The organism is Actinokineospora fastidiosa (genome assembly GCF_014648415.1).
Classification (GTDB): domain Bacteria; phylum Actinomycetota; class Actinomycetes; order Mycobacteriales; family Pseudonocardiaceae; genus Actinokineospora; species Actinokineospora fastidiosa.
In genome coordinates this window covers 1-23,842 of the sequence record NZ_BMRB01000001.1, presented here as the reverse complement: position 1 = coordinate 23,842, position 23,842 = coordinate 1, and the positions used below count along the sequence as shown (strand labels likewise).

Annotated in this window: 18 protein-coding genes; 11 read left to right on the top strand and 7 right to left on the bottom strand. The window is 72.5% G+C overall.

Going from position 1 to position 23,842, the window contains the following annotated elements; translation table 11 throughout:
• Position 1: 1 nt before the first annotated feature.
• The 5 genes from IEY98_RS00090 to IEY98_RS00070 are packed head-to-tail and all read left to right on the top strand — an operon-like array spanning position 2 to position 3,613.
• A complete protein-coding gene (locus tag IEY98_RS00090; protein ID WP_373292291.1) occupies positions 2-484 on the top strand; it encodes a hypothetical protein in 483 nt (160 codons plus the stop codon).
• Positions 485-492: 8 nt separating this feature from the next.
• Positions 493-699, top strand: coding sequence for a hypothetical protein (locus IEY98_RS00085; protein ID WP_189208220.1), 207 nt, complete (start codon positions 493-495; stop codon positions 697-699).
• A 49-nt stretch (positions 700-748) separates the two neighbouring features.
• Positions 749-2,134 (top strand): RNB domain-containing ribonuclease, encoded by a 1,386-nt coding sequence (locus IEY98_RS00080; RefSeq protein WP_189209943.1) that lies wholly within the window; start codon positions 749-751, stop codon positions 2,132-2,134.
• A gap of 41 nt (positions 2,135-2,175) precedes the next feature.
• Complete coding sequence (gene npdG / locus IEY98_RS00075) at positions 2,176-2,862, top strand: NADPH-dependent F420 reductase (protein ID WP_189208219.1); 687 nt, start codon at positions 2,176-2,178, stop codon at positions 2,860-2,862.
• Positions 2,855-3,613, top strand: a complete 759-nt coding sequence (locus tag IEY98_RS00070) for a helical backbone metal receptor (RefSeq protein WP_189208218.1) — start codon at positions 2,855-2,857, stop codon at positions 3,611-3,613. The genes npdG and IEY98_RS00070 overlap by 8 nt, the downstream gene beginning before the upstream one ends.
• Here IEY98_RS00070 and pip read toward each other — a convergent pair.
• Positions 3,610-4,533 carry a prolyl aminopeptidase gene (pip, locus tag IEY98_RS00065; RefSeq protein WP_189208217.1) on the bottom strand — a complete coding sequence of 308 codons (924 nt, stop codon included), beginning with the start codon at positions 4,531-4,533 and terminating at the stop codon, positions 3,610-3,612. The genes IEY98_RS00070 and pip overlap by 4 nt on opposite strands.
• A gap of 24 nt (positions 4,534-4,557) precedes the next feature.
• Here pip and IEY98_RS00060 point away from each other — a divergent pair, with 24 nt between their 5' ends.
• Positions 4,558-5,505, top strand: a complete 948-nt coding sequence (locus tag IEY98_RS00060; RefSeq protein ID WP_189208216.1) for a glutathione S-transferase family protein — start codon at positions 4,558-4,560, stop codon at positions 5,503-5,505.
• A gap of 118 nt (positions 5,506-5,623) precedes the next feature.
• Here IEY98_RS00060 and panB read toward each other — a convergent pair whose 3' ends face one another.
• The 3 genes from panB to secA2 form a co-directional block, all read right to left on the bottom strand.
• The gene (gene panB / locus IEY98_RS00055; protein ID WP_189208215.1) at positions 5,624-6,484 is read right to left on the bottom strand and encodes a 3-methyl-2-oxobutanoate hydroxymethyltransferase; all 861 of its coding nucleotides are present in this window, start codon (positions 6,482-6,484) and stop codon (positions 5,624-5,626) included.
• A 130-nt stretch (positions 6,485-6,614) separates the two neighbouring features.
• Positions 6,615-8,330, bottom strand: coding sequence for an NAD+ synthase (locus IEY98_RS00050; RefSeq protein WP_189208214.1), 1,716 nt, complete (start codon positions 8,328-8,330; stop codon positions 6,615-6,617).
• A 54-nt stretch (positions 8,331-8,384) separates the two neighbouring features.
• Positions 8,385-10,730 (bottom strand): accessory Sec system translocase SecA2, encoded by a 2,346-nt coding sequence (gene secA2, locus IEY98_RS00045; RefSeq protein ID WP_189208213.1) that lies wholly within the window; start codon positions 10,728-10,730, stop codon positions 8,385-8,387.
• Positions 10,731-10,880: 150 nt separating this feature from the next.
• Between secA2 and IEY98_RS00040 the strand changes: the two genes are divergently transcribed.
• Complete coding sequence (locus tag IEY98_RS00040) at positions 10,881-12,422, top strand: alpha/beta hydrolase (RefSeq protein WP_189208212.1); 1,542 nt, start codon at positions 10,881-10,883, stop codon at positions 12,420-12,422.
• Here the strand turns inward: IEY98_RS00040 and IEY98_RS00035 are convergent.
• The 3 genes from IEY98_RS00035 to IEY98_RS00025 are packed head-to-tail and all read right to left on the bottom strand — an operon-like array spanning position 12,385 to position 15,617.
• The gene (locus IEY98_RS00035; protein ID WP_189208211.1) at positions 12,385-13,920 is read right to left on the bottom strand and encodes an MFS transporter; all 1,536 of its coding nucleotides are present in this window, start codon (positions 13,918-13,920) and stop codon (positions 12,385-12,387) included. The two genes, IEY98_RS00040 and IEY98_RS00035, sit on opposite strands and share 38 nt — an antisense overlap.
• Positions 13,920-14,603, bottom strand: coding sequence for an LppX_LprAFG lipoprotein (locus tag IEY98_RS00030; RefSeq protein ID WP_189208210.1), 684 nt, complete (start codon positions 14,601-14,603; stop codon positions 13,920-13,922). Before IEY98_RS00030 ends, IEY98_RS00035 begins: the two co-directional genes overlap by 1 nt.
• Positions 14,604-14,654: 51 nt before the next feature.
• A complete protein-coding gene (locus tag IEY98_RS00025; protein ID WP_189208209.1) occupies positions 14,655-15,617 on the bottom strand; it encodes a GlxA family transcriptional regulator in 963 nt (320 codons plus the stop codon).
• A 71-nt stretch (positions 15,618-15,688) separates the two neighbouring features.
• On the opposite strand from IEY98_RS00025, the gene IEY98_RS00020 reads away from it, so the two are divergent.
• The 4 genes from IEY98_RS00020 to IEY98_RS00005 all read left to right on the top strand — a co-directional run bounded on the left by IEY98_RS00020 (position 15,689) and on the right by IEY98_RS00005 (position 23,411).
• Entirely contained in the window at positions 15,689-16,981 is a 1,293-nt protein-coding gene (locus tag IEY98_RS00020) for an MFS transporter (RefSeq protein ID WP_189208208.1), read from the top strand.
• A 17-nt stretch (positions 16,982-16,998) separates the two neighbouring features.
• Positions 16,999-18,342 carry a type I glutamate--ammonia ligase gene (glnA, locus tag IEY98_RS00015; RefSeq protein ID WP_189208207.1) on the top strand — a complete coding sequence of 448 codons (1,344 nt, stop codon included), beginning with the start codon at positions 16,999-17,001 and terminating at the stop codon, positions 18,340-18,342.
• A 14-nt stretch (positions 18,343-18,356) separates the two neighbouring features.
• Entirely contained in the window at positions 18,357-19,814 is a 1,458-nt protein-coding gene (locus tag IEY98_RS00010; protein ID WP_189208206.1) for an amidase family protein, read from the top strand.
• 120 nt (positions 19,815-19,934) lie between these two features.
• Positions 19,935-23,411, top strand: a complete 3,477-nt coding sequence (locus tag IEY98_RS00005) for an FkbM family methyltransferase (protein ID WP_189208205.1) — start codon at positions 19,935-19,937, stop codon at positions 23,409-23,411.
• Positions 23,412-23,842 lie beyond the last annotated feature (431 nt).

Here is a 23,842-nt window from a genome sequence, read left to right as displayed (position 1 = left end):
CATGACCATGTACTCCCCGGAGCCGCTGCCGCGGCATCCGGGCCCGCCCGCCTCCAGCACGCCGCTGCGCGACTTCCTCGACTCCGCGCGCCGTCCCGGGGTCAGCCCGGGGTACGCGGTGCTGCCGCGCTCGCTGGCCGAGGCCATGCCGCTGCCGTGGCAGCAGCAGATGGCGTACCTGCTCTACGAGTTCCACCAGGTGTACGCGCACCTGGAGTGGCCGGAGTACCGGGTCGTGCCCTCCCGCAGGGAGCGGCTGGTCGACCTCGACGAGGAGCAGCTCGCCGAGGTCGGCTGCATGGTGGAGATCGACGCCGACGGCGAGCTCGTCTACCGCGAGCGCAACGGCCGCCGCATCGAGAACCCGGAGACCTACGAGGTCCTGGTGTCCTGCCTCGACCCGATCCCGGCCGACCAGATCAACGCCAACCAGGACACCCCGCCGCGCGGTCTCCCGATGCGGCAGGGCCCGGGTTGGGGTTAGCCTCGATCATGGCCAAGGACCCGAACCCGCCCGAGGGCTGGTGGTACAACACCCGCACCGGCGAGGTCGAGCACGGCACGGTCGGCAAGGCGATCGACCGGCTCGGCCCGTACCCGGACCGGGAGACCGCGGCGCGGGCGCTGCAGATCGCCCGCGAGCGCACCGAGGCCGCCGACCGCGCCGACCGGGCGTGGCGCGGCGACGACGAGGACTGACCCCGCGGCGGCCGTCACCGCATAGGGTGCAGGGGTGGACACCGCAGCGATGGGCCGAGGCGACTTCTCCCGCGTGCGCGCCGAGTTCGGCCTGCCCGATCGCTTCCCGGACGCGGTGCTGGCCGAGGCCGAGCGCGCCGTCGACGCGGGACCGCGGGGCGAGCGCGTCGACCGCACCGACATCCCGCTGGTGACCATCGACCCGCCGGGCGCGAAGGACCTCGACCAGGCCGTGCACATCGAGCGCTTGGGCGACTCCGGGTTTCGGGTGCACTACGCCATCGCCGATCTCGGCGCGTTCGTGACACCCGGCGGGGCCGTCGACACCGAGGTGCGGCGGCGGGGGCAGACGATCTACCTGCCCGACGGGTCCGTGCCGATGCACCCCGCGGTTTTGTCGGAGGGCGCCGCTAGCCTCTTGCCAGGGCAGGTGGCGCCCTCCGCGTTGTGGACGATGGACCTCGACGCCGCCGGTGAACCGCTGGCGGTGCGGGTCGAGCGCGCCCTGGTGCGCTCCACCGAGCAGTTCGACTACGCGTCCGTGCAGGCAGCGGTCGACGCGGGGGACCCGCATCCCTCGGTCGCGCTGCTCCCCGCCCTGGGCGAGCTGCGCCGCGCGGCGGCCATCCGGCGCGGCGCGCTGGAGCTGCAGCTGCCCGAGCAGGACGTCGAGCGGGTCGACGGCGGCTGGCGGCTCGTGCTGCGCGGCCGCACCCGCGTCGACGCGTGGAACGCCGAGATCTCGCTGCTGACGGGCATGTCCGCGGCGCGGATGATGCTGGACGCGGGCATCGGCCTGCTGCGCACCCTGCCCGACCCGACCGAGGAGGACCGGGCCTGGCTGCGCCACTCGGCGGGCGCGCTGGGCATCGACTGGCCGGAGGAGCACAGCGCCGCGGAGGTCCTGGCGCGCCTGGACGCGTCGTCGCCCGCGGCGATGGCCCTGTCGATGGACGCCACCCGCCTGCTGCGCGGCGCCGGGTACACCGCCTTCGACGGCACGGCCCCCGAGCTGACCTCGCACGCGGGCATCGCCGCCCCCTACGCGCACGTCACCGCCCCGCTGCGGCGGCTGGTCGACCGCTTCGGCACCGAGGTGTGCCTGGCGGTGTCGGCCGACGCGGAGGCGCCGTCGTGGGTGCGCGAGGCCCTGCCCACCCTGCCCGCGCTGATGGAGGCGTCTGACGGGCTCGCCGCCCGGGTCGACCGCGCCTGCCTCGACCAGGTCGAGGCGTGGGTGCTGGCCGATCGCGTCGGCGAGGAGTTCGACGCCGTCGTGCTGCGCGCCAACGGCGACTCCGCCGAGGTGTTCGTGCCCGACCCGCCCGTGCTGGGCAAGGCGGCGGCCACCGAGCTGCCGGAGGGCCGCATGGTGCGCCTGCGCCTGGTCGAGGCGGACCCGGCGGCGCGCCGCGTCCGGTTCGCCAAGGGATAGCGGTCAGCGGCCTGTCCGCGCCGCTGACAAGGATGTTCGGTATGACTTCGGAGGGAAACACAGTGGAGTTGAGCGGTCTGACCGTCGGCGTTCTCGGCGGAACCGGCCCCCAGGGCCGCGGCCTGGCCCTGCGCTGGGCCAAGGCGGGCCTGCGGGTCCTGATCGGTTCCCGCTCCGCAGAGCGCGCCGTCGACGCGGCGGGGGAGCTCAACGCCGCCGCCGGGGTCGACACGGTGGCGGGCCGGGACAACGCTGCCTGCGCGGCCGAGGCCGACATCGTGCTGATCGCCGTCCCCTGGGACGGCCACGGCGACCTGCTGACGAGCCTCAGGGAGCAGCTCGCGGGCAAGATCGTGATCGACTGCGTCAACCCGCTGGGCTTCGACAAGCAGGGCCCGTTCGCCCTGCCGGTCGAGGAGGGCAGCGCGGCGCAGCAGGCGGCCGCCCTGCTGCCGGAGTCGCGGGTCACCGCCGCGTTCCACCACGTCTCCGCGGTCCTGCTCGCCGACCTCGCGATCGCCGAGATCGACACCGACGTCCTGGTCCTCGGCGACGACCGCGAGGCCACCGACGTCGTCCGCGCCCTGGCCGACGCCATCCCCGGCATGCGCGGCATCTACGGCGGCAGGCTCCGCAACGCCCACCAGGTCGAGGCCCTGACCGCGAACCTGATCGCCGTCAACCGCCGCTACAAGGCGCACGCCGGCCTGCGCGTCACCGATGTCTGACCTGGACGACCTGGGCGCGCCCGTCCCGCTGGCGGGCGCGCCCACCCGCGTCGTGAGCCTGGTCCCGTCGCTCACCGAGGCCGTCGAGACCACCGCCCCCGGCCTGCTCGTCGGCGCCACCGACTACTGCACCCACCCGCCGACCCTGGACGTCCCGCGCGTCGGCGGCTCCAAGTACCCCACGGTCGCCGCGGTCCTCGACCAGCGCCCGGACCTGGTGATCGCCAGCGCCGAGGAGAACCGCCCGGAGGACGTCGCCGCCCTCCGCGCCGCGGGCGTCCCGGTGTGGGTCACCGCCGCCCCGGCGACCGTGATGGCGGGCATCGACTCCACCCGCCGCCTGCTGGTCGAGGCCCTGCGCCTGCCCGAACCCGCCTGGCTGACCGAGGCCGCCGAGCTGTGGGCGGACACCACCGAGGTCTGGGCCACCGCCGTGGTCCCGGTCTGGCGCAAGCCCTGGATCGTCCTGGGCCGCGACACCTTCGCAGGCGACGTCCTCCTGCGCCTCGGCGTCGCCAACGCCTACGCCGATCACCCCGAGCGCTACCCGCGCCCGCCCCTGTCCGAACTCCAGGCCACCCGCGCCGACCTCGTCGTCCTGCCCGACGAGCCGTACGAGTTCACCGCGGACGACGGCCCCCAGTTCTTCCCCGACAAGCGCCCCGTCCTGGTCGTCGGCCGCTACCTGACCTGGTACGGCCCTTCCCTCGTGGACGCCCGCCGGGAGCTGACCGCGGCTCTGACCGGCTAGCGGAACCCGTCGGTCGCCGCCCGCAGCGCGCTGAGGACCCCCGGCTCGGCGACGGCGTGCCCCGCGGCCGGGATGATCCGCAACTGCGACCCCGGCCACGCCCGGTGCAACTCCCACGCGCTCACCGGCGGGCACACCGCGTCATAGCGGCCCTGCACGATCACCCCCGGGATGCCCCGCAGCAGGTGCGCGTCCCGCAGGAACTGCCCGTCGTCCAGCCAGCCCCGGTTGCGGAAGTAGTGCACCGCCAGCCGCGCGAAGGCCACCGCGAACCGCGGCTCCTGGTACTGCGCCACCGCGGCCGGGCTCGGCAGCAGCGACACCGTCGACCCCTCCCACGAACTCCACGCCACCGCCGCCGCCACCGCGTCCGGCCCGTCCAGCAACTCCGCGTACGCCGCCAACGGGTCGGCCCCCGCGGGCACCAACTCGACGAACCGCGCCCACTCCTCCGGGAACAGGTTCCCCGCCCCACCCCGGTACAGCCAGTCCAACTCGCGCTCCCGCAACAGGAACACCCCGCGCAACACGATCTCGCTCACCCGCTCCGGATGCGTCTGCGCGTACGCCAGCGCCACCACGCACCCCCACGAGCCCCCGAACAGCTGCCACCGCTCGATCCCCAGGTGCTCCCGCAGCCGCTCCATGTCCGCCACCAGGTGCCAGGTGGTGTTCTCGTGGGTCGCCGCGAACGGCGTGCTCCGCCCCGCCCCCCGCTGGTCGAACAGCACGATCCGGTAGGCATCCGGATCGAAGTGCCTGCGCTGCATCGGGTTGGTCCCCGCCCCGGGCCCGCCGTGCAGCACCACCACCGCCTTACCCTGCGGATTCCCGCTGACCTCCCAGTACACCCGGTGCCCGTCGCCCACGTCGAGCATCCCGGCGTCATGGGGCTCGATCGGCGGATACAGCGCGTCCATGCGGGCAAGACTATGGTCGAGGACATGGCCACGGCGCAGTTCGGCAAGGAAACCTCCACGCGGGGGGAGTTCGTCCGCCAGCCCAACCGCTTCACCGAGCGCATCACCACCGACGGCCCCCGCCGCCCCGAGCCCGGCCGCTACCGCCTGATCGTCAGCCTGGCGTGCCCCTGGGCTCACCGCGCCGTCATCGTCCGCAAGCTCCTCGGCCTCGAGGACGCCATCTCCCTCGGCGTCGTCGACCCCCTCCGCGACGACCGCGGCTGGCGCTTCACCCTCGACCCCGACAACCGCGACCCCGTCCTCGGCGTCGAGTACCTGGCCGACGTCTACCGCGCCACCGACCCCGACTACCAGGGCCGCGTCACCGTCCCCACCATCGTCGACACCACCACCGGCACGGTCGTCACCAACGACTACCCGCAGATCACTCTGGACTTGTCCACCCAGTGGCGTGCCTTCCAGGGGCCCTCCCCCTCCCCTCCCGCCGCCGACGGGTTCGAGCTCTATCCGGTCGAGCTGCGGGCGGAGATCGACGCGTTGATCGAGCCGATCTTCCACCATGTCAACAACGGCGTGTACAAGGCCGGGTTCGCCACGTCGCAGGCCGCTTACGACAAGGCGTACGCCGAGCTGTTCGCCGAGCTCGACCGGCTGTCCGAACGGTTGGCCGACCGCCGGTACCTCATGGGCGACCGGTTGACCGAAGTGGACATTCGGTTGTTCACCACGCTCGTCCGGTTCGACGCGGTGTACCACGGGCATTTCAAGTGCAACCGACAGAAGCTCAGCGAGATGCCGGTGCTGTGGGCGTACGCACGCGACATCTTCCAGATCCCGGGGGTCGCCGAGACTGTCGACTTCGACCACATCAAGCGTCACTACTACGCCACCCACGAGCAGATCAACCCGACGCGGATCGTGCCCGCCGGTCCGGATCCGGCAGGCTGGTGGGAGCCGCACGGCCGGTGACGCCGGGCGTGTTCCCGCCTGCTTCCAGGTTTACCAGCGGCCCGGGGCGGGCGTGTGAGGGCTGTGGATAACTCGAAAAATGGGGATCTCCCAGCGAACCGGGAGATCCCCATCCTCATCAGTGGAAGACGTGCTCGGGGCCGGGGAACTCCCGGTTGCGCACATCGTCGGCGAACTCGCGGGCCGCGCCCAGGAGCACGCCTGCCACGTCGGCGTAGCGCTTGACGAAGCGCGGGGGCTTGGCCCGGCGCAGGCCCGCCATGTCCTGCCAGACCAGGACCTGGCCGTCGCAGTCGGGACCGGCGCCGATGCCGACGGTCGGGATGCGCAGCTCGTGGGTCACCCGCTTGGCGACCTCGGCGGGCACCATCTCCATCACCACGGCGAACGCGCCCGCCTCCTGCAGCGCCAGCGCGTCGGCCACCACCTGGTCGCCCGCGTCACCGCGGCCCTGGACGCGGTAGCCGCCCAGGTTGTGCTCGCTCTGCGGGGTGAAGCCGATGTGGCCCATGACCGGCACGCCCGCGTTGGTGATCGCCTGGACGTGCGGGGCGAACGCGCCGCCGCCCTCCAGCTTCACCGCGTGCGCGCGGCCCTCCTTCATGAACCGCACCGCCGTGGCCAGCGCCTGCTCGGGGGAGAGCTGGTAGGAGCCGAACGGCAGGTCGGCCACGACCAGCGCGCGCTTGGCCGAGCGGGTCACCGCGGCCACCAGCGGCAGCAGCTCGTCCACCGTCACCGGCAGGGAGGTGTCGTAGCCGTAGACGTTGTTCGAGGCCGAGTCGCCGACCAGGAGGACGGGGATGCCCGCCTCGTCGAACAGCTCGGCGGTGTACATGTCGTAGGCGGTGAGCATCGGCCAGTGCTCGCCGCGCGCCTTCATCTCCTGCAGGTGGTGGATGCGTACCCGCTTGGCAGGCTTGCCTTGCCCTGCGGCGCCGGACCCGTACGGTGCGGCCACTTCCTGGTTGTCGGACATAGCTGGGTCGACCGTCCTTCCCTCAAGGCCCGCTTCGTCGCGTGGTCCCTGGGTGTTCGCGGATGGCTTACCCGTTCAGCGTGACACCAGGATCGGAGGATGAGAGCGTTGATGGGACCGACCTCACAGGTCAGCCCTCACGCCACCCGCTGGTGATCGGCAGCCTGCGGTCCCGGCCGAACGCCCGGAACGTGATCTTGGTGCCCGGCGGGTACTGGCGGCGCTTGTACTCGGCGCGGTCGACCATGCGCAGCACACGGTCGATCAGCTCCGGGTCGTGGCCCGCGCGCACCAGGTCGGCGTAGCCGCGGTCGCCCTCGATGTAGTCGTCGAGGACGTCGTCGAGCAGTTCGTAGTCCGGCAGCGAGTCGGAGTCCAGCTGGCCGGGGCGCAGCTCGGCCGACGGCGGCTTGCTGATCGAGTTCTCCGGGATGGGCGGCGTCTCGCCGCGCTTCTCCGCCTCGGCGTTGCGCCAGCGCGCCAGGTGCCACACCAGCGTCTTCGGCACGTCCTTGATCGGCGCGAACCCGCCGACGGCGTCGCCGTAGATGGTCGAGTAGCCCACGGCCAGCTCGGTCTTGTTGCCCGTAGCGAGCACGAGGTGGCCGTGCTGGTTCGACAGCCCCATCAGCGTCATGCCCCGGCAGCGGGCCTGCACGTTCTCCTCGGCCAGCCCGGTCAGCCCCAGCTGCTTGACGAACACCTCGACCATGTCCGCGATCGGCTGCTCCGAGAAGTGCAGCCCGGTGCGCTCGGCCAGCTCGGCCGCGTCGGCCCGGGAGTGCTCGGAGGAGTACGCCGAGGGCATCGACACCCCGTGCACGGCGTCCGCGCCGAGCGCGTCGACCGCCAGCGCCGCGACCACCGCGGAATCGATGCCGCCGGACAGGCCCAGCACCACCGAGCGGAAACCGTTCTTCTGCGTGTAGTCCCGCAGGCCGGTGACCAGCGCCGACCAGATCTCGGCTTCCTCCGGCAGCGGCTCGGCGATCACGCCGGGGTGGCGCACGCCGTCCTGTCGGGGCTCGTCGGACAGCACCACCCGGCGCACGGAGAAGTCGTCCACCACGTCGGCGTCGGTCCTCGCCGCGCCGCCGGGCAGGTCGAGGTCCACCAGCGCCAGGTGCTCGACGAACTGCGGCGCGCGGGCCAGCAGCGTCCCGTCGGCGGCCACGACGATCGAGTCGCCGTCGAAGACCAGGTCGTCCTGACCGCCGACCTGGTTGACGTAGACCAGCGGCGCCTGCGCCTCACGCGCGCGGCGGGCGATCAGGGGAAGCCGCTGGTCGTCCTTGGAGCGCTCATACGGCGAGGCGTTAGGGGAGACGATGAGGTCCACCCCGGCCTGGCCGAGCGCGGCGACCGGGCCGCCCTCCTGCCAGACGTCCTCGCAGATCACCATGCCGACCTCGAGGCCGCGCACCCGCACGATGTCCAGGCTCGTGCCCGGCTTGAACAGCCTGCGCTCGTCGAAGACGCCGTAGTTGGGCAGGTGGTGCTTGAACTGGCGGGCGACCACGCGACCGCCGTGCAGCACCGCCGCGCCGTTGCGCGGGCCGACCTCATCGCGGTCGAGGTAGCCCACCCAGACCGGGACCGCGCCGCATCCCGCGTCGTCCAGCGACCCGGCCAGCGCGTCCAGCGCCGAGCGCGACGCCGCGCCGAAGGACTCCCGCAGGGCGAGGTCCTCGACCGGGTAGCCGGTCAGGACCATCTCCGGGAACACGACGACGTCCGCCCCCGCCTCGACCGCGTTGCGGGCCCAGCGCACGACGAGGTCTGCGTTGCCCGCCAGGTCGCCGACAGTGGGGTTGACCTGGGCGAGGGCGATGCGTAGCTGCGGCATGTGGTCCATCCTCCTCCACGTTTTCGCCTGACAGGCGAAAATGTGACGGGCGTGTCAGCCCTTGGCCTTCACCTTCCGCATCATGGCGCGGACCCGCTGCAAGGCCTGCTCGGCGTCGGAATCGAAGGGATTGTCGTGGACCATGTACGTCCACGTCGAGGACGGCCTGCGCAGGCCCGCCTGCTCCAGGTCGATGCCGTCGACGGTGACCTCGGCGGTCTCCAGGGTCTCCGCCGAGCGTTCGGCGACGTCCCTGAGCAGGCCCTTGAACTCGCCGATCGCCGCGCGGTGGAACTCGTCGATGGGCGTCTCCCTGGCCAGGGCGCGCAGGTGGATCGTCTCCCGCACGTCGGACAGGAACGCCAGGTGGTCCGACCAGCGCCGGTCGACGTGGTGCAGCACGATCCGGCGGGCCACGCCCACCAGCACGTCGTCGTCGAGCTTCTCCACCAGCTCGGCCCACCGGTCCGGGCAGCGCTCCTTGAGCTCGCGGGCGGCCAGGTCGGTGCGCAGCACGTCGTCGCGGAAGTCCAGGACGATCCTGCGCTGCTGCTCGATGAGCCGGGTGTAGCGCCAGGTGTTGCGGTGGATGTCGAGGTTGACGCCCTCGGCGACGCGCTGGGCGTGCCCGATGAACCGGGTCGAGGTGGCGTCGGTGAGCCTGCCGTCCTCGTCCGGCTCGCCGCCCGCCGTGGCCTCCGGGGCGTACTGGAGGACGAGGTCGTCGGCGAGACTGGCGAAGACCACCGAACCGCCGGGGTCGCCCTGGCGGCCGGAGCGGCCGCGCAGCTGGTCGTCGAGCCTGCTGCTGGTGTAGTGCCCGGTGCCGATCACGTACAGCCCGCCCAGCTCGGCGACCTTGTCGTGGGCCTCGGCGTCGCCGTCCGACCCGCCGAGCCGGATGTCGGTGCCCCGGCCCGCCATCTGGGTCGACACCGTGACCGCGCCGTACGCGCCCGCGTCGGCCACGATCGCGGCCTCCTCGGCGTCGTTCTTGGCGTTGAGCACCACCGGCGTCACGCCCGCCTCGGTCAGCTTCCCGGCCAGCCGCTCGGACTCGGCGACGTCCATCGTGCCGACCAGGATCGGCCTGCCGGTCTCGTGCACCTTCACGATCTCGGCCAGCAGCGCCTTCTCCTTGGCCTCGACGGTGTCGTAGACCCGGTCCGGCTCGTCCTCGCGCACGCACGGCTTGTTCGGCGGGACCACCGAGACCTTGAGCTCGTAGAACTCGCGCAGCTGCTCGGCCACCGCGGTCGCCGTCCCGGTCATCCCGCACACCGTCTTGTAGCGGTTGACCAGGCCCTGCACCGAGATCGAGTCCAGCACCTCGCCGCTCTCGGTCGGCTTGAGCTTCTCCTTGGCCTCGACCGCTGCCTGCAGCCCGTCCGGCCAGCGCTGCAGCAGGGCGATCCGGCCACGGGAGGTGTTGATCAGGTGGACCTTGCCGTCGCGGACGATGTAGTCGACGTCGCGCTCCAGCAGCGCGTGGGCGTGCAGGGCGGCGTTGACCGCGGCGAGCCGGTCGCTGTGCTCGCCGGAGTACAGGTCGATCCCGCCCAGCGCCTTCTCCACGATGCCCGCGCCGCGCGTGGTCAGCCAGGCGTTGCGGTTGTCCTCGTCGCGCTCGTAGTGGTCGCCCGGGCGCAGCGACCGCACGACCGCGGCGACCTCCTGGTCGTCCTGCACGTCGTCGGTCGCGCCCGCCATCACCAGCGGCACCCGCGCCTCGTCGACCAGCACGGAGTCGGCCTCGTCGACCAGCGCCACGTCGGGTTCTCCCTGCACCAGGTCATCGACGTCGAGGGCCATGCGGTCGCGCAGCACGTCGAAGCCGATCTCGCTGACCGATCCGTAGGTGACGTCCTTGGCGTAGGCCGCCCGCCGCTCCTCCTGGGTCGACCCCTGGGCCACCCAGCCCACGGACACCCCGAGCAGCGCGAACACCGGAGCCATCCACTCCGCGTCGCGGCGGGCCAGGTAGTCGTTCACCGACATGACGTGCACGGACCTGCCCTGCAGGGCGTACCCCGCCGCGGCCAGCGCGCCCGCCAGCGTCTTGCCCTCACCGGTGCCCATCTCGACCACGCGCCCGTGCAGCAGCTCCATCGCGCCGATGAGCTGCATGTCGTAGGGCCGCTCACCGATCCCGCGGCGGGCCGCCTCCCGGCCCAGCGCGCACAGCTCGACCATGGCCTGGCTGTCCAGGGCCTTGTCGCCCGCCTTCCCGCGCAGCTTCTCGGCAGCGGCGGTGAGCTCGGCGTCGTCGAGGTCGGCGACCCGCTCCTCCCGCCACTCGATGGACTTGAGCAGGTCCGCGTACTTCTTGAGGTCGACTGTGGCGGGCCGATCCAGCATCCGCTGGAACCGGCCCCTGACCCGTGTGAGCAACCCAGCCACGTCCGATGGCCACCTTCCTCAGTCGCCTGTGTCGGTCGACACGCGATTCTCGAACCCTGCCACCTAACGTCGGAGGATGACAGGTCGGTTCCGCGAACGCGGAACAGGATCGGGTCTTCGCTGGTGACGGCTTTTTGACACACTGGCCGAGTGCCCAGAACGCGTGCCGCCGTGCTGCTCGTCGCCCTGACCCTCCTGACCGGCTGCACCGTCCACGTCACTGGTGTACCCACCGCGGGCAACGTCGAGCACAACGGCCCGGCAGGCCCGGTGCCGCCCGGCCTGGAGCGCTACTACGCCCAGCCGCTGACCTGGACCGACTGCCGCCCGCTGATCCACGACGACCAGAGCAAGGCCACCTTCGGCAACCCCGACGCCCGCTGCGCCCAGCTCACCGTCCCGCTGGACTACGCCAAGCCCGAGGGCCGCACCATCACCGTCGGCGTCCTGCGCATCCCCGCATCCGGCGAGCGCCGGGGCGCCCTCGTGGTCAACCCCGGCGGACCAGGGGTGTCCGGCATGGTCGCCGCCGTCTCGCTCGCCCCGAGGTTCACCCGGACGAGGCTCGGCGAGAGCTTCGACCTCGTCGGGTTCGACCCGCGCGGCATCGGCGTCAGCGAGCCCCAGATCCGCTGCCTGACCGACGCCGAGGCCGACGCCGACCGCATGGAGCCCGCCGAGGACACCGTCGCCGAGGTCGAGGCGGAGAACAAGGACTACGCGGCCAAGTGCGCCGAGCGCAGCGGCGGCGCCGACGTCCTGGCCAACATGGGCACCCGCGACGTCGTCCGCGACATGGACGTGCTCCGCTCCGCCCTCGGCGAGGAGAAGCTGACCTACCTCGGCTACTCCTACGGCACCCGCATCGGCACCGCCTACGCCGAGGCGTTCACCGGCAACGTCCGCGCCATGATCCTCGACGGCGCCGTCGACCCGCTGGAGGACCCGGCCCAGCAGGCCATCGGCCAGGCCAAGGGCTTCGACAAGGCCCTCGACGCCTTCTTCGCCCAGTGCACCGACTGCCTCATCGGCGACGACGACGCCCTCACCGAGGCCGTCGAGGCCCTGGAGGACAACCCGCTGCCGGTCGGCAGCCGCGCACTCTCCGCATCCGACGTGGTCACCGGCATCGCCGCCGCCCTCTACGACGACCAGACCTGGCCGATCCTGCAGCAGGCCCTCGACGGCCTCGCCGAGGGCGACGGCGCCCAACTGCTCCTGCTCGCCGACCTCTACCTCGGCCGCGACCAGAACGGCGAATACTCCAACGCCACCGACGCCCTGATCGCCGTCCGCTGCGTCGACGAGCCGCGCATCACCGACCGCGCCGAGGCCGAGCGGGTCGCCGACGAGATCGCCGAGGCCACCGAGGGCTCCTTCATCAACGGCACCGAGCCGCCCCTGCCCGCGCTGGACGTGTGCGCGTTCTGGCCTGCCCCCAACACCTCCGAGCCGCACCAGCCCCAGGTCGACGGCCTGCCGCAGGTCCTGGTCATCTCCACCACCGGCGACCCCGCGACCCCGTACCAGGCGGGCGTCAGCCTGGCCAAGGCCCTCGACGCCCGGCTGCTCACCTACGACGCCGTCCAGCACACCGCGTTCCTGCAGCGCGACCCGTGCGTCGACGACGTCGGCGTGGCCTACCTGCTCGACCTCACGCTTCCCGCGGAGGACCTGACCTGCCAGGGCTGAGCAGCAGCGCCAGCACCGCGCCCGCCGCGCACAGCACCGCCGTGATCAGGAAGATCTCGGTGTACTGGGTCAGCAGCGCCTCGTTGACCGCGGCCCGGTAGTCGGCCAGCTCCCGCGCCGCCACCTCCGGGTCCTTGCCGAACGGCAGCGGCACGGCGAGGTCGGCCGTCAGGCTGTGGAAGCGGTGCAGCCCCCACGCCGACAGCGCCGCCACCCCGACCAGCATCCCGGTCATGCGCGCCACGACCACGCCCGCCGACGCCACCCCGTGCTCGCGCGCGGGCACGGCCTTGAGCACCGCCGCCGACAGCGGGGCGATGACCAGGCCCAGCCCGAGGCCCGCGATCACCAGGTCGGTGTCCAGCCTCGGCAGCCCCAGGGGGTGCGGGGAGGACAGCACGTCCAGCGGCCAGTACGACATCAGCAGGTAGCCGACCCCGGCGACCGCCATGCCCAGGACCGTCACCGGCCGGTCGCCGAAGCGGCCAGCCAACACACCTCCGAGCACCGCGCCCACCGGCAGCGCGACCAGGAAGCGCAGCAGGAGCAGCACCCCGCCCTGGTCGTCGCGGCCGAGCAGCGTCTGCGCGAACAGGTCGACGTTGACCAGGGTGACCATGAGCGCGCCGCCCGCGGCCACCGAGACGCCCAGCGCGACCAGGAACGGACGCATCGCGACGCCCGCCGGATCGATCAGCTTGGTCGCCGCGCGCCGCTCCCACACCAGGAACGCGACGGCGGCCACGACCGCGCCGATCAGCACCGGCAGACCCCACGGCGGCAGCACCGCGTCGCGGGGGTTCGGGTTGTAGAGGCCGACCACGGCCAATCCCAGGGCCAACGCCAACAGCAGCCCACCGATGACATCGACGCGGACCGGGGTGCGTTCCCGCGCGGGCACGCTGACCTGGATGACGACCATGGCCAGCAGCGCGAGCGGGACGTTCACCCAGAATACGCCGCGCCAGCCGGAGATCTCCAGCGTGTTCGTCCACAGCGGAATCGTTGCGACCGCAACCCCATACAGGGGGCCGAGAACGCTGCCCAGCTCCTGCGCGCCGCCGACCGCGCCGAGAACGGTCGAACGACGCCGCTCGCTCCACAGGTCGGCTACCAGCGCCATCGTGACGGGCAGCAGCGCTCCGCTCGCGATGCCCTGCACCACGCGTCCGACCACCAGGACCGTGAGGTCCGGGGCCATCGCGGTGACGACCGAGCCGACCAGGAACCCGCCCAGGCAGATGTGCAGCACGAGCTTGCGCCCGAACCGGTCGGAGGCCTGCCCCAGCAGCGGCATCGCCGCGATGTAGCCCAGCAGGTAGCCGGTGACGATCGGGGTGACCTGCTCCAACCGGTTCAGCGGGATCTGCAGATCCTCGATGATCTGCCGGATAACGCTGACCACGACGTAGGTGTCGAGCGCGCCGAGCAGCACCGCCAGCCCGGCCGCGCCGATGGCGATCCGACGGCCGCGGACCGGGTTGTCCACAGTGGTCATCAGGCGGGCGGGGTCACCGTGACGGGAACGTCCACGTCGGACAGCGTCAGGTCCACGGTCGCGGGCTCGCCCTCACCGGCCAGCTCGACGGACGCCTTGACCGGCCGCTTCGTCTCCTCGCTGACCCACACGGTCAGCCGCGTGTCGCCCGTCACGCCCGGGACCAGGCCGGACACGTCCTGCTGGGTCGCCGTGCCGGTCACCTTGAACGCGGACTCGCCGCCGACGTCCTCCCGCGCCTCGGTGCGCGCGTCCTTGAGGTTCGCCAGCACGTGCGGGACGCCGCGCGCGGGGTCCAGGATCGCGGAGGGGTCGTAGAGGCTGCTGGTCAGCGCCGCGGGCAGCTGCTGCCAGCCGCCGGTCGGGCCCTTGATGTAGAGGCCGTCGTCGACGAGCACGAACTCGCCGTCGAACAGGTTGCCCATCAGCGTCAGCTTGACGGTGCCCTTGGCCGAGCCCTCCCGGGTGAGGTCGCCGTCGGCCTCCTGGACCGGGATCGCCGACACCGACCCGTTGACCTTCAGCGTGAAGTGCGCGCTGGAGATCGTCTTGCTCGCCTCGGCGGCCTCGCGCAGCACCTGGGCGGCGTCCGGCAGCCCGCCGGGAGCCTCCTCGGTGGACGAGCACCCCGCGGCCAACCCGACCGCCAACAGCATCCCGACGACTACCCGGCGCGTGACCATGCCGCGAATGGTAGATCTCCCCGCCTGAGAACGGGTCAGCGTGCCACCGGTTCAGCGCGCGGGCCGAAAAGTTCTGCGATACGCGAGCGGGGACACCCCGATCGCTGTGCGCAGGTGCTGACGAAGCGAGGCCGCCGTGCCCAGGCCGCACCGCCGGGCCACCTCGTCCACGGGCAGGTCGGTGCTCTCCAGCAGGTGCCGCGCGCGTTGGACTCGCTGCCGGATCAGCCAGGTCCCGGCGGACACCCCCGTCTCGGCGCGGAACCGGCGGGAGAACGTCCGCACGCTCATCCGGGCGTGCTGGGCCATCGACGCCAGGTCCAGCGGCTCGGCCAGCCGGTCCAGCGCCCACGCGCGCGTCGCCGACACGCCGTTGCCACCGTCGGTGGGCAGCGGCTGCTCGATGAACTGCGACTGCCCGCCCTCCCGCCACGGCGGCACCACGCAGTACCGCGCGGCCCGGTTCGCCACCTCGGTGCCGAAGTCCGACCGCACCACGTGCAGGCACAGGTCCAAGCCCGCCGCCAGGCCCGCCGAGGTCAGCACGTCCCCCTCGTCGACGAACAACACGTCCGGATCGAGGTCCACCCGCGGGTAGAGCTCGCGGAAGGTCGGGGCGAACCGCCAGTGGGTCGTCGCTCGCCGCCCGTCGAGCACCCCGGCCGCGCCCAGCACGAACGCGCCCGTGCAGATCGAGATCATCCGCGTGCCGGGCCGGACGAGGGCGAGCGCTGCGGCCAGCTCCGGCGAGAGCACGCCCTCACGGCGAGGACCGACGGCCCGCGTGCCGGGCACGATCACCGTGTCGGCCTCGGCCAGCGCCTCCGGCCCGTGGTCGAGCACCGCGCTGAACCCCGTCGTCATCCGCACCGGCTTCGAGTCCACCCCGCAGACCGCGACCTCGTACAGCGGCCGCAGGTCGGCGTCGACGGCGGCCGCCATGACCAGCGACGGGATGCACAGGTCGAACCCGACCGCCTCATCGACGGCCAGTACGGCCACCCGGTGTGCCATGGCCAGATCTTTACACATATTGGCAATCGGGCCACTCGTCCCCGCTCCGCGCGCTAGGCAGGCTCACCGTCGTGACCCGACTGGAGGAGCCCGCGACACGCCTGCGTCGTCCGCACTGGGCTTGGTTCGTGGCAGGCACCGCGTTCGTCGCCCTCGTCGGCGCCGCCGGGTTCCGCGCCGCCCCGAGCGTGCTGATCGACCCCCTGCACCAGGAGTTCGGCTGGTCGACGGCCACCATCTCGGCGGCGGTGTCGGTCAACCTGCTGCTCTACGGCCTGATCTCGCCCTTCGCCGCCGCCCTCATGGACCGCCTCGGCATGCGCCGGGTCGTCGCGGGCGCCCTGCTGCTGGTCGCCGCGGGCAGCGGCCTCACGGTGTTCATGACCGCGAGCTGGCAGCTGCTGCTGTTCTGGGGCGTCTTCGTGGGCGTCGGCACGGGGTCGATGGCGCTCACGTTCGTCGCCACCGTCACCTCCCGCTGGTTCGTCCGCCACCAGGGCCTGGTCTCGGGCGTGCTGACCGCCGGGGGAGCGGCGGGCCAGCTGGTCTTCCTGCCCCTGGTCGCGCACCTGTCCACCGACCACGGCTGGCGCACGGCCTCCCTGGCGGTCTGCGCGGGCGCGCTCGCCGTCGTCCCGCTGGTCCTCCTCGCCCTGCGCGAACGTCCGGAGGACGTGGGCGCCACCGCGCTCGGCGCGGACCCCGACGCACCCCCGCCCGCCCCGCCCTCGGGCGTCCGCAGCGCGGGCCGCGCCATCACCGTGCTGCGCACCGCCGCCCGCAACCGCACGTTCTGGCTGCTCGCCGCGGGCTTCGCCATCTGCGGCGCGTCCACCAACGGCCTGATCGGGACGCACTTCGTCCCAGCCGCACACGACCACGGCATGCCCGCCACCACCGCGGCGGGCCTGCTCGCGCTCATCGGCATCTTCGACATCGCGGGCACCATCGCCTCGGGCTGGCTCACCGACCGCGTCGACCCGCGCGTCCTGCTCGGCGTCTACTACAGCCTGCGCGGCGCCAGCCTCATCGTGCTGCCGCACCTGTTCGCCGCTACCACCGAACCGCCCATGTGGGCCTTCATCGTCTTCTACGGCCTGGACTGGGTCGCTACGGTCCCGCCCACCGTCACCCTGTGCCGCCGCGTCTTCGGCGCCGACGGCCCCATCGTCTTCGGCTGGGTGTTCGCCGCCCACCAGGTCGGCGCGGGCGTCGCCGCCCTGGGCGCGGGCCTGATCCGCGACCACCACGGCGGCTACGACCTGGCCTGGTACCTCGCGGGCGGCCTCTGCGCCATCGCCGCCGTGCTGTCGCTGCGCATCCGGTCACAGGCAGCGGCCGAAGGAGCGCCCACCGCCCGGTGATGTCTACGCTGCGCCTTATGGATCGCCAGCAAGACTTCGTGCTGCGCACGCTCGAGGAGCGCGACATCCGGTTCGTCCGGCTGTGGTTCACCGACGTGCTGGGCTTCCTCAAGTCCGTCGCCGTCGCCCCCGCCGAGCTGGAGGGCGCCTTCTCCGAGGGCATCGGCTTCGACGGCTCGGCCATCGAGGGATTTGCCCGCGTATACGAGTCCGACATGGTGGCCAAGCCCGACCCGTCGACCTTCCAGGTGCTCCCGTGGGAGACCCCCGGCGGCGAGCCCTACTCCGCGCGCATGTTCTGCGACATCGCCATGCCCGACGGCGCCCCCTCCTGGGCCGACCCGCGCCACGTCCTGCGCCGCACGCTCTCGCGCGCGAGCGAGGCCGGGTTCACCTGCTACGTGCACCCGGAGATCGAGTTCTTCCTGCTCAGCAACCTCCCCGCCGACGGGTCGGCCCCAGAGCCCGCCGACAACGGCGGCTACTTCGACCAGGCCAGCCACGCGACCGCGACCCACTTCCGCAGGCACGCCATCGAGACCCTGGAGGCCATGGGCATCTCGGTGGAGTTCAGCCACCACGAGGGCGCCCCCGGCCAGCAGGAGATCGACCTGCGCTACGCCGACGCCCTCACCATGGCCGACAACGTCATGACCTTCCGCTACGTCGTCAAGGAGGTCGCCCTGACCCAGGGCGTGCACGCCTCCTTCATGCCCAAGCCGTTCACCGACCAGCCCGGCTCCGGCATGCACACCCACGTCAGCCTGTTCGAGGGCGACCGCAACGCCTTCTACGACGGCGAGGACCCCTACCAGCTCTCCGCCACCGGCAAGGCCTTCGTCGCCGGACTGCTCCGCCACGCCCGCGAGATCTCGGCGATCACGAACCAGTGGGTCAACTCCTACAAGCGCCTCATCGTCGGCGGCGAGGCGCCCTCTGCCGTCTGCTGGGGCCACGCCAACCGCTCGGCCCTGGTCCGCGTCCCGATGTACTCCCCGGGCAAGGCGTCCTCCCGCCGCGTCGAGATCCGCTCGCTGGACTCCGCGTGCAACCCGTACCTGGCCTACTCGGTCATCCTCGCCGCGGGCCTCAAGGGCATCGCCGAGGGCTACGAGCTGCCCCCCGCCGCCGAGGACGACGTCTGGTCCCTGTCCGACGCCGAGCGCCGCGCGGCGGGCTACGCCCACCTCCCGCAGAACCTCGGCGAGGCGCTGGCGGAGATGGAGAACTCGGAGCTGGTCGCCGAGACCCTCGGCGAACACGTCTTCGACTTCTTCCTCCGCAACAAGCGCTCGGAGTGGGACGCCTACCGCCGCAGCGTCACCCCCTACGAGCTCCGCACGATGCTCCCGGTCCTCTGAGTCGGACAGCCGAGGTGGACATCGCCGAGTTCCAGCAGCTGCGCGCCGCGGGCCGGACCACCGCGCTGGAGCAGACCCAGGCCTGCCGCACGCGCATAGCCCAAGTCGACCCGCTCCTGCGCGCCGTCCTCTGCCTAGCCCCCGACGCCGAGGCGCAGGCGCGCGCCAGCGACGAGCGCGCCGCCACCGGCACCCTGCGCGGACCACTGGACGGCGTCACCGTCCTGCTCAAGGACAACATCGACACCGCCGAGCTGCCCACCACCGCGGGCTCCCGCGCGCTCGCCGATCTGCGCGCGCCCAAGGACGCCGCCATCGTCGACCGCCTGCGGGCGGCCGGGGCGGTGATCCTCGGCAAGACCAACCTCTCCGAGTGGGCCAACTTCCGGTCCACCCACTCGATCTCCGGCTGGTCGGCCGTCGGCGGCCAGACCGGCAACCCGCACGTGCTCGCGCACAACCCCAGCGGCTCCTCGTCCGGATCGGCCGCCGCCGTCGCCGCGGGCATGGCGCACATCGCCATCGGCACCGAGACCAACGGGTCCATCGTCAGCCCAGCGGGCTACTGCGGCGTCGTCGGGCTCAAACCGACCAGTGGGCTGTTGCCCACCGACGGCGTCATCCCGATCAGTCCGCACCAGGACGCGGTGGGCGTCCTGGCCCGGACCGTCGCCGACGCGGCCCTGACCCTCGCCGTGCTGCACGGTGTGGAGAGCCCTGCCCGGGCAGGACTCCCGACGGCGGGTCGGGTGGCAGACCGGGACGAAACCGGTCTCGACCTCGCCGGGCTCGCGGCGCGAGCCACCCCGGCGGCACTGCGGGGACGGCGACTGGGCATCTGGCGGCGGCCGGGGGACCCGTTCGTCGACCGCGTCCTCGCCGACAGCGTCGCCGCCCTCACCGAGGCCGGGGCCCGGTGCGTGGACGTCGACCTGCCGGACCTGGACGAGATCGATGAACGGTCCTGGTTCGCCCTGGTGGCGGAGTTCCGAGGCGCGCTCGACGAGTACCTGCGCACACGCCCGGGCGGCCCGGCCTGCCTCGCCGAAGTGGTCGCGTTCAACCGTGTCGACCCGATCGAACTGTCCCGCTTCGACCAGGACATCTTCGAGCTCGCGCTCGACGCCGACCCGCGCCACCGCGACCACCGGCCAACCGCCACCAGGTTGGCCCGCGCCGCGATAGACCGGACCATCGCCGCACACGACCTCGACGCCGTCCTCGCCCCCACCAACGGGCCCGCCGAGGTGACCGGAGCCCCCGGCTCCCCCATCGACTCGGCAACACCCGCGGCCGTCGCCGGATATCCGGCCGTCACCGTCCCCGCGGGGTCGGCTGGGCCACTGCCCATAGGCATCACCCTCCTCTCCGGCGCCCATCGGGACGCCCATCTGCTGGCCACAGCCGCCGCGTTCGAACGGCTGGTCCAGGCCAGGAAGGACCCGGAACTCCACCCGGTCCTCCCGGTCTGACACCTCCAGCCTGCCGACCCCGCCCCGGCCCCGTCACGGCCAACTCCCGGCCTGTGGATAACTCGACTTCGCCCAACCGGGGGTAGGCGGGAAGACGGCGGAAAGCACTAGGTTGGCCGGGTGCCCGACGTGTCCCCGCCGGTGATCGCCTGCACGGTGGCCGCCGCAGCCGAACTGCCCGCCGCCCGTGTCACCGCCCGCACCTGGCTCGAGCACCACCCCGGCGGTCGATTCGTCCTCCTGCTCGTGGACGCCGACGCCGAGCCCGACGTCCTGCGCCCGGCCGACATCGGGGTGACCGATCTGGCCGTGCTGGCCACCGGGCACACCGCGGCGGAGGCCGCCGCCGCGCTGCGCCCCCGCCTGGTCGAGTGGCTGATCGCCCAGCACGACCGCCCGGTCCTGCTCCTCGCCCCGCACGTGCGCGTCTACGCGCCCGTGGCCGACCACCTGGTCGACGCGCTCGGGGACGCTGCCCTGCTGCTGGTCCCGCGCGTCCTGCGCCCGCTCCCCGACGACGGCCTGCGCCCGACGCCCGCCGACCTGCGCGCCGCGGGCATCTACGACGGCGGCCTGATCCTGGCCGCCCCCGGCGCCGAGCACTTCCTGCACGCCTGGGCAGACACGGCCCAGGCCGACCCCGCCCGCGCCGCCGAGATCCTCGACGGCGCCCCCGCGCTGGTCGACCACCGCGTGCTGCGCGATCCCGGCGTCGGCCTGTCCCGGTGGAACGCCGCCCAGCGCCCGTTGGCCAAGGCGGCCGACCACACGCTCACGGCCGCGGGTGCTCCCCTCCGCACGGTCGACTTCACCGACTTCGACCCGGCGCGCCCCTGGCTGCTCAGCGCGGCCATCACCGATCACCCGCGCGTCCTGTTGTCGGAGTTCCCGCTGCTCAGCAGGCTCTGCGCCGACTACGCCACCGAACTCGACGTCCCCGCGACCACCCCGACGGTGCGCTTCGGCAGCCTGCCCGACGGCACGGAGATCCCCGCCCGGCTCCGCGCCGCCTACCGCGCGGCACGCCCCGCAGAGCGCCCACCCGCGGCCACCGACCCCACCGAGTTCCTGCGCTGGGCCTGCGCCCCGGACGCCGAGCACCCCGGCCTCACCCGCTGGGCGGCAGCAGTGTGGTCGAGCGACCGTGACCTGCGGAAACGGTTCCGCGACCCCAGTGGAGCGGACTATCGCGCCTGGTGCGCGACCGACGGCGTGCTGACTGGACGGCTGCCGCAACGCGCGATACCAGGAGCACCGGGCGAGGTCGCCCTGCTCGACCAGATCGGTGTGACCGTGCTGGGGGAGGGCGTGCTCGCCGAGCGCGTCCGTCGCGCCGCCGAGGCGTCCGGCCTCCCGGTCGCGGATGACTGCCGTTACCCGGTCGTCCTGCTGTGCGACCCGCTGGTAGCCGCTCCCAAGAACCGCTACGTCATCGCCGTGCGGGAGATCGTCGGCCCGCTGCCAGACGGAACCGCGGAACGCTGGTTAGCCTGGCCGTCCCTGGCGCCCGCCGCTGATGGCGTCGCCACCCACACCGTCCCGCTCCCGGTCGTCGACCCGGGCGCCCGCGACGATCCCGACTTCGCCCGCACCGCGCTCGACCTGGGCGAAGGGCCGGTCTTCGTCGCGCTGGCCGACGGCTCGGAAGCCGTCATCGCCGCCTTCACCTCGGCCTTCCCCGAGCGGGAGGACGCCCGCCTGGTCCTGCTGGTCCCCGAGCCGGTCGCGCGCAGCGAGGCCGCTGAACGCCTTCGGCTGACGTCCGCGAGCGACCCGCGCGTGCGGCTGGTCACCGACGAGGACCGCTTCCCGCGCGCGATAGACGCCGCGACCTGGGCAGTCTCGCTGCACCCGTCGGACCACCCACAAGCAGGACAGGTGCAGCAGTGGCTGATCGCGACCTCGCTGCGCGGCGTCCCGGTCATCACCACGGCCGGTGGGTTGGCCGCCGAACTCCTGGGCGGTGACGGCTGCGTCGCCCTGCCCGAGCAGCAGCGAGCGCGCGCGTTCCGCGACCTGGCCGACGATGTGGCCGTTGCTGACAAAGTGGGCACCGCCGCGCGTACGCACCTGTCCGAGGTGCTCTCGCCCGCGGTGTCGGGAGCGGCTATCCGCAGACGCACGGAACTGGCCTACCGGGGGTGGCGCGCGGAACGGGCGCTGGCCGCCGCGACCGAGGAAGACCCGCTGCGTCCGCTGCTGGCCGCCAGGCACGCTCTCCTGCGCAAACCCGACGTCGACGCCGGTTACCGCATCCCGATGGCGCCCGCGCTCCGCCGTGGTGTGCTGCGCGTGCTCAACCACTACGACGCGCACCTGACCTGGGTGATGTCCGCGCTGCTGGAGGGCGTCGAGCGCACGGCGGCCGGGTTGGTCGAGCGCCAGGACCGCATCGCGGCCGCTGGTGCTGGCGTCGACGGAGACCTGCTCCGCGCCGATCTGGACCTCATCGCGGAGAGGAATTCGCAGCTCGGGAGGCAGATCGCGGCGACAGGCGAGGAGGTCGCGCGGCTTCGCGGCGAGGTCGCCGACGGGGTCCGCACCGTAGGGGACTTCGCGGCTCTCGTCCGCAAGAACCAGACCAGGCGAGCCGATCCCGCAGTTGCGGACCAGGTGCGCGCGCTGACAGAGGCGTTGGAGAGCAGCCAGGCGCGGATAAGCGCGTTGGAGGAGCGGCTCACGCGCGAACTCGCCGACCGCGACGCCCGGCTCGATGTCGGCCGGTGGTCCGCCGACCAGGCGCTTCGTGCCACAGATGCGCTCCGGCGAGTCGTGGTCAGGCAGCACGAGCGGGTTGAGCCCGATGACGTCGGCGTGCCCAGCTCGCTGGTGCTGTGCGACGCGGGTCTGATCCGGCTACCGGCGCAGGACAGCGTCATGTCGGCGGTCCTGTCGAGCAACGGTGTGTGGGAACCCGAGGTCGCCGAGCTCGTCGACTCCCTGATCGAGCCCGACTCGGTGTTCCTCGACGTGGGGGCGTACGTGGGCTACCACTCCCTGCGGGTGCTCGCGCGGTTGGGGACCAGCGGCACGGTCGTCGCGGTCGAGCCGGACCCCGACGCGGTGAAGTTGTTGCGCCACAACGTTTCCGCCAACGTCGCCCCGGCTGTCGCCGAACGGCTCGCGGTCGTGACGGCGGCGGCGTGGGACGGGCAGGCGGACCTGGTGGCCACCCCCGCGGCGGGCGGTGGGTACGGAGTGGGACCCCAAGATCCAGAAAGCGTGATCACCACCACATCGGGTGAATTCGCGATCGCGGGCGTCCGGCTCGACCGCGAGCTGACCGCCGTCCCGGCCGCCGCCGGGCAGCGGTTGTCGGTCGTGAAGGTGGACGTTCCGGGCCGTGGGCACCGGGTTCTCGGGGGTCTCGTGCGCAGGCTCCGCAAGGACCGGCCGAACGTGATCGTGGCGATGGACGGGCCGCTGACCAGCGGTTTCGGGGATGACCCCGCCGTCGTCCTGCGGGAGTTCCGGACGTGGGGGTACGAGCTGGTGCGCCTGGGCGACGACCGCGCGGTGGCGCCCGACGACGTGCTCGACGAGGTGCTCTCCGGGGTGGTGCGCACCCTGTGGCTCCGACCCGCCGCAACGCGCTGACCAGCCGATTTGACTTTGCTGATCGAAGCCGCGTAACTTTCTCCCTGTCGCACGGAGCGGCCGGAACGAAAGCGGGACTAGCGCCCGATCGGGACGGACACTCCAACCGGGTCGAGCGGGTTGACACCGCGAATCGGACCGAGTAACGTAGTGCGTCGTTGCCCGAGCCAGAACTTCCGGTAAGGATCTTCGATCCTCCACGGGTTGGTCGGTGGGCAAAACCAAAGCTAGGCAATACCAGCCTCCTGAGGCGTCGCCTGTGCGGCCTGATGGATGTGCGTGTGTTGTTTGAGAACTCAACAGTGTGCCGATGAAAGCCAGTAGAGCTTTTATGAAGTGAACCCCTGTTTGTGGGTTCCTTTGAGTATATTTGACCAGATACGTCTGGTTGCTATGGATCATTGTTGGAGAGTTTGATCCTGGCTCAGGAC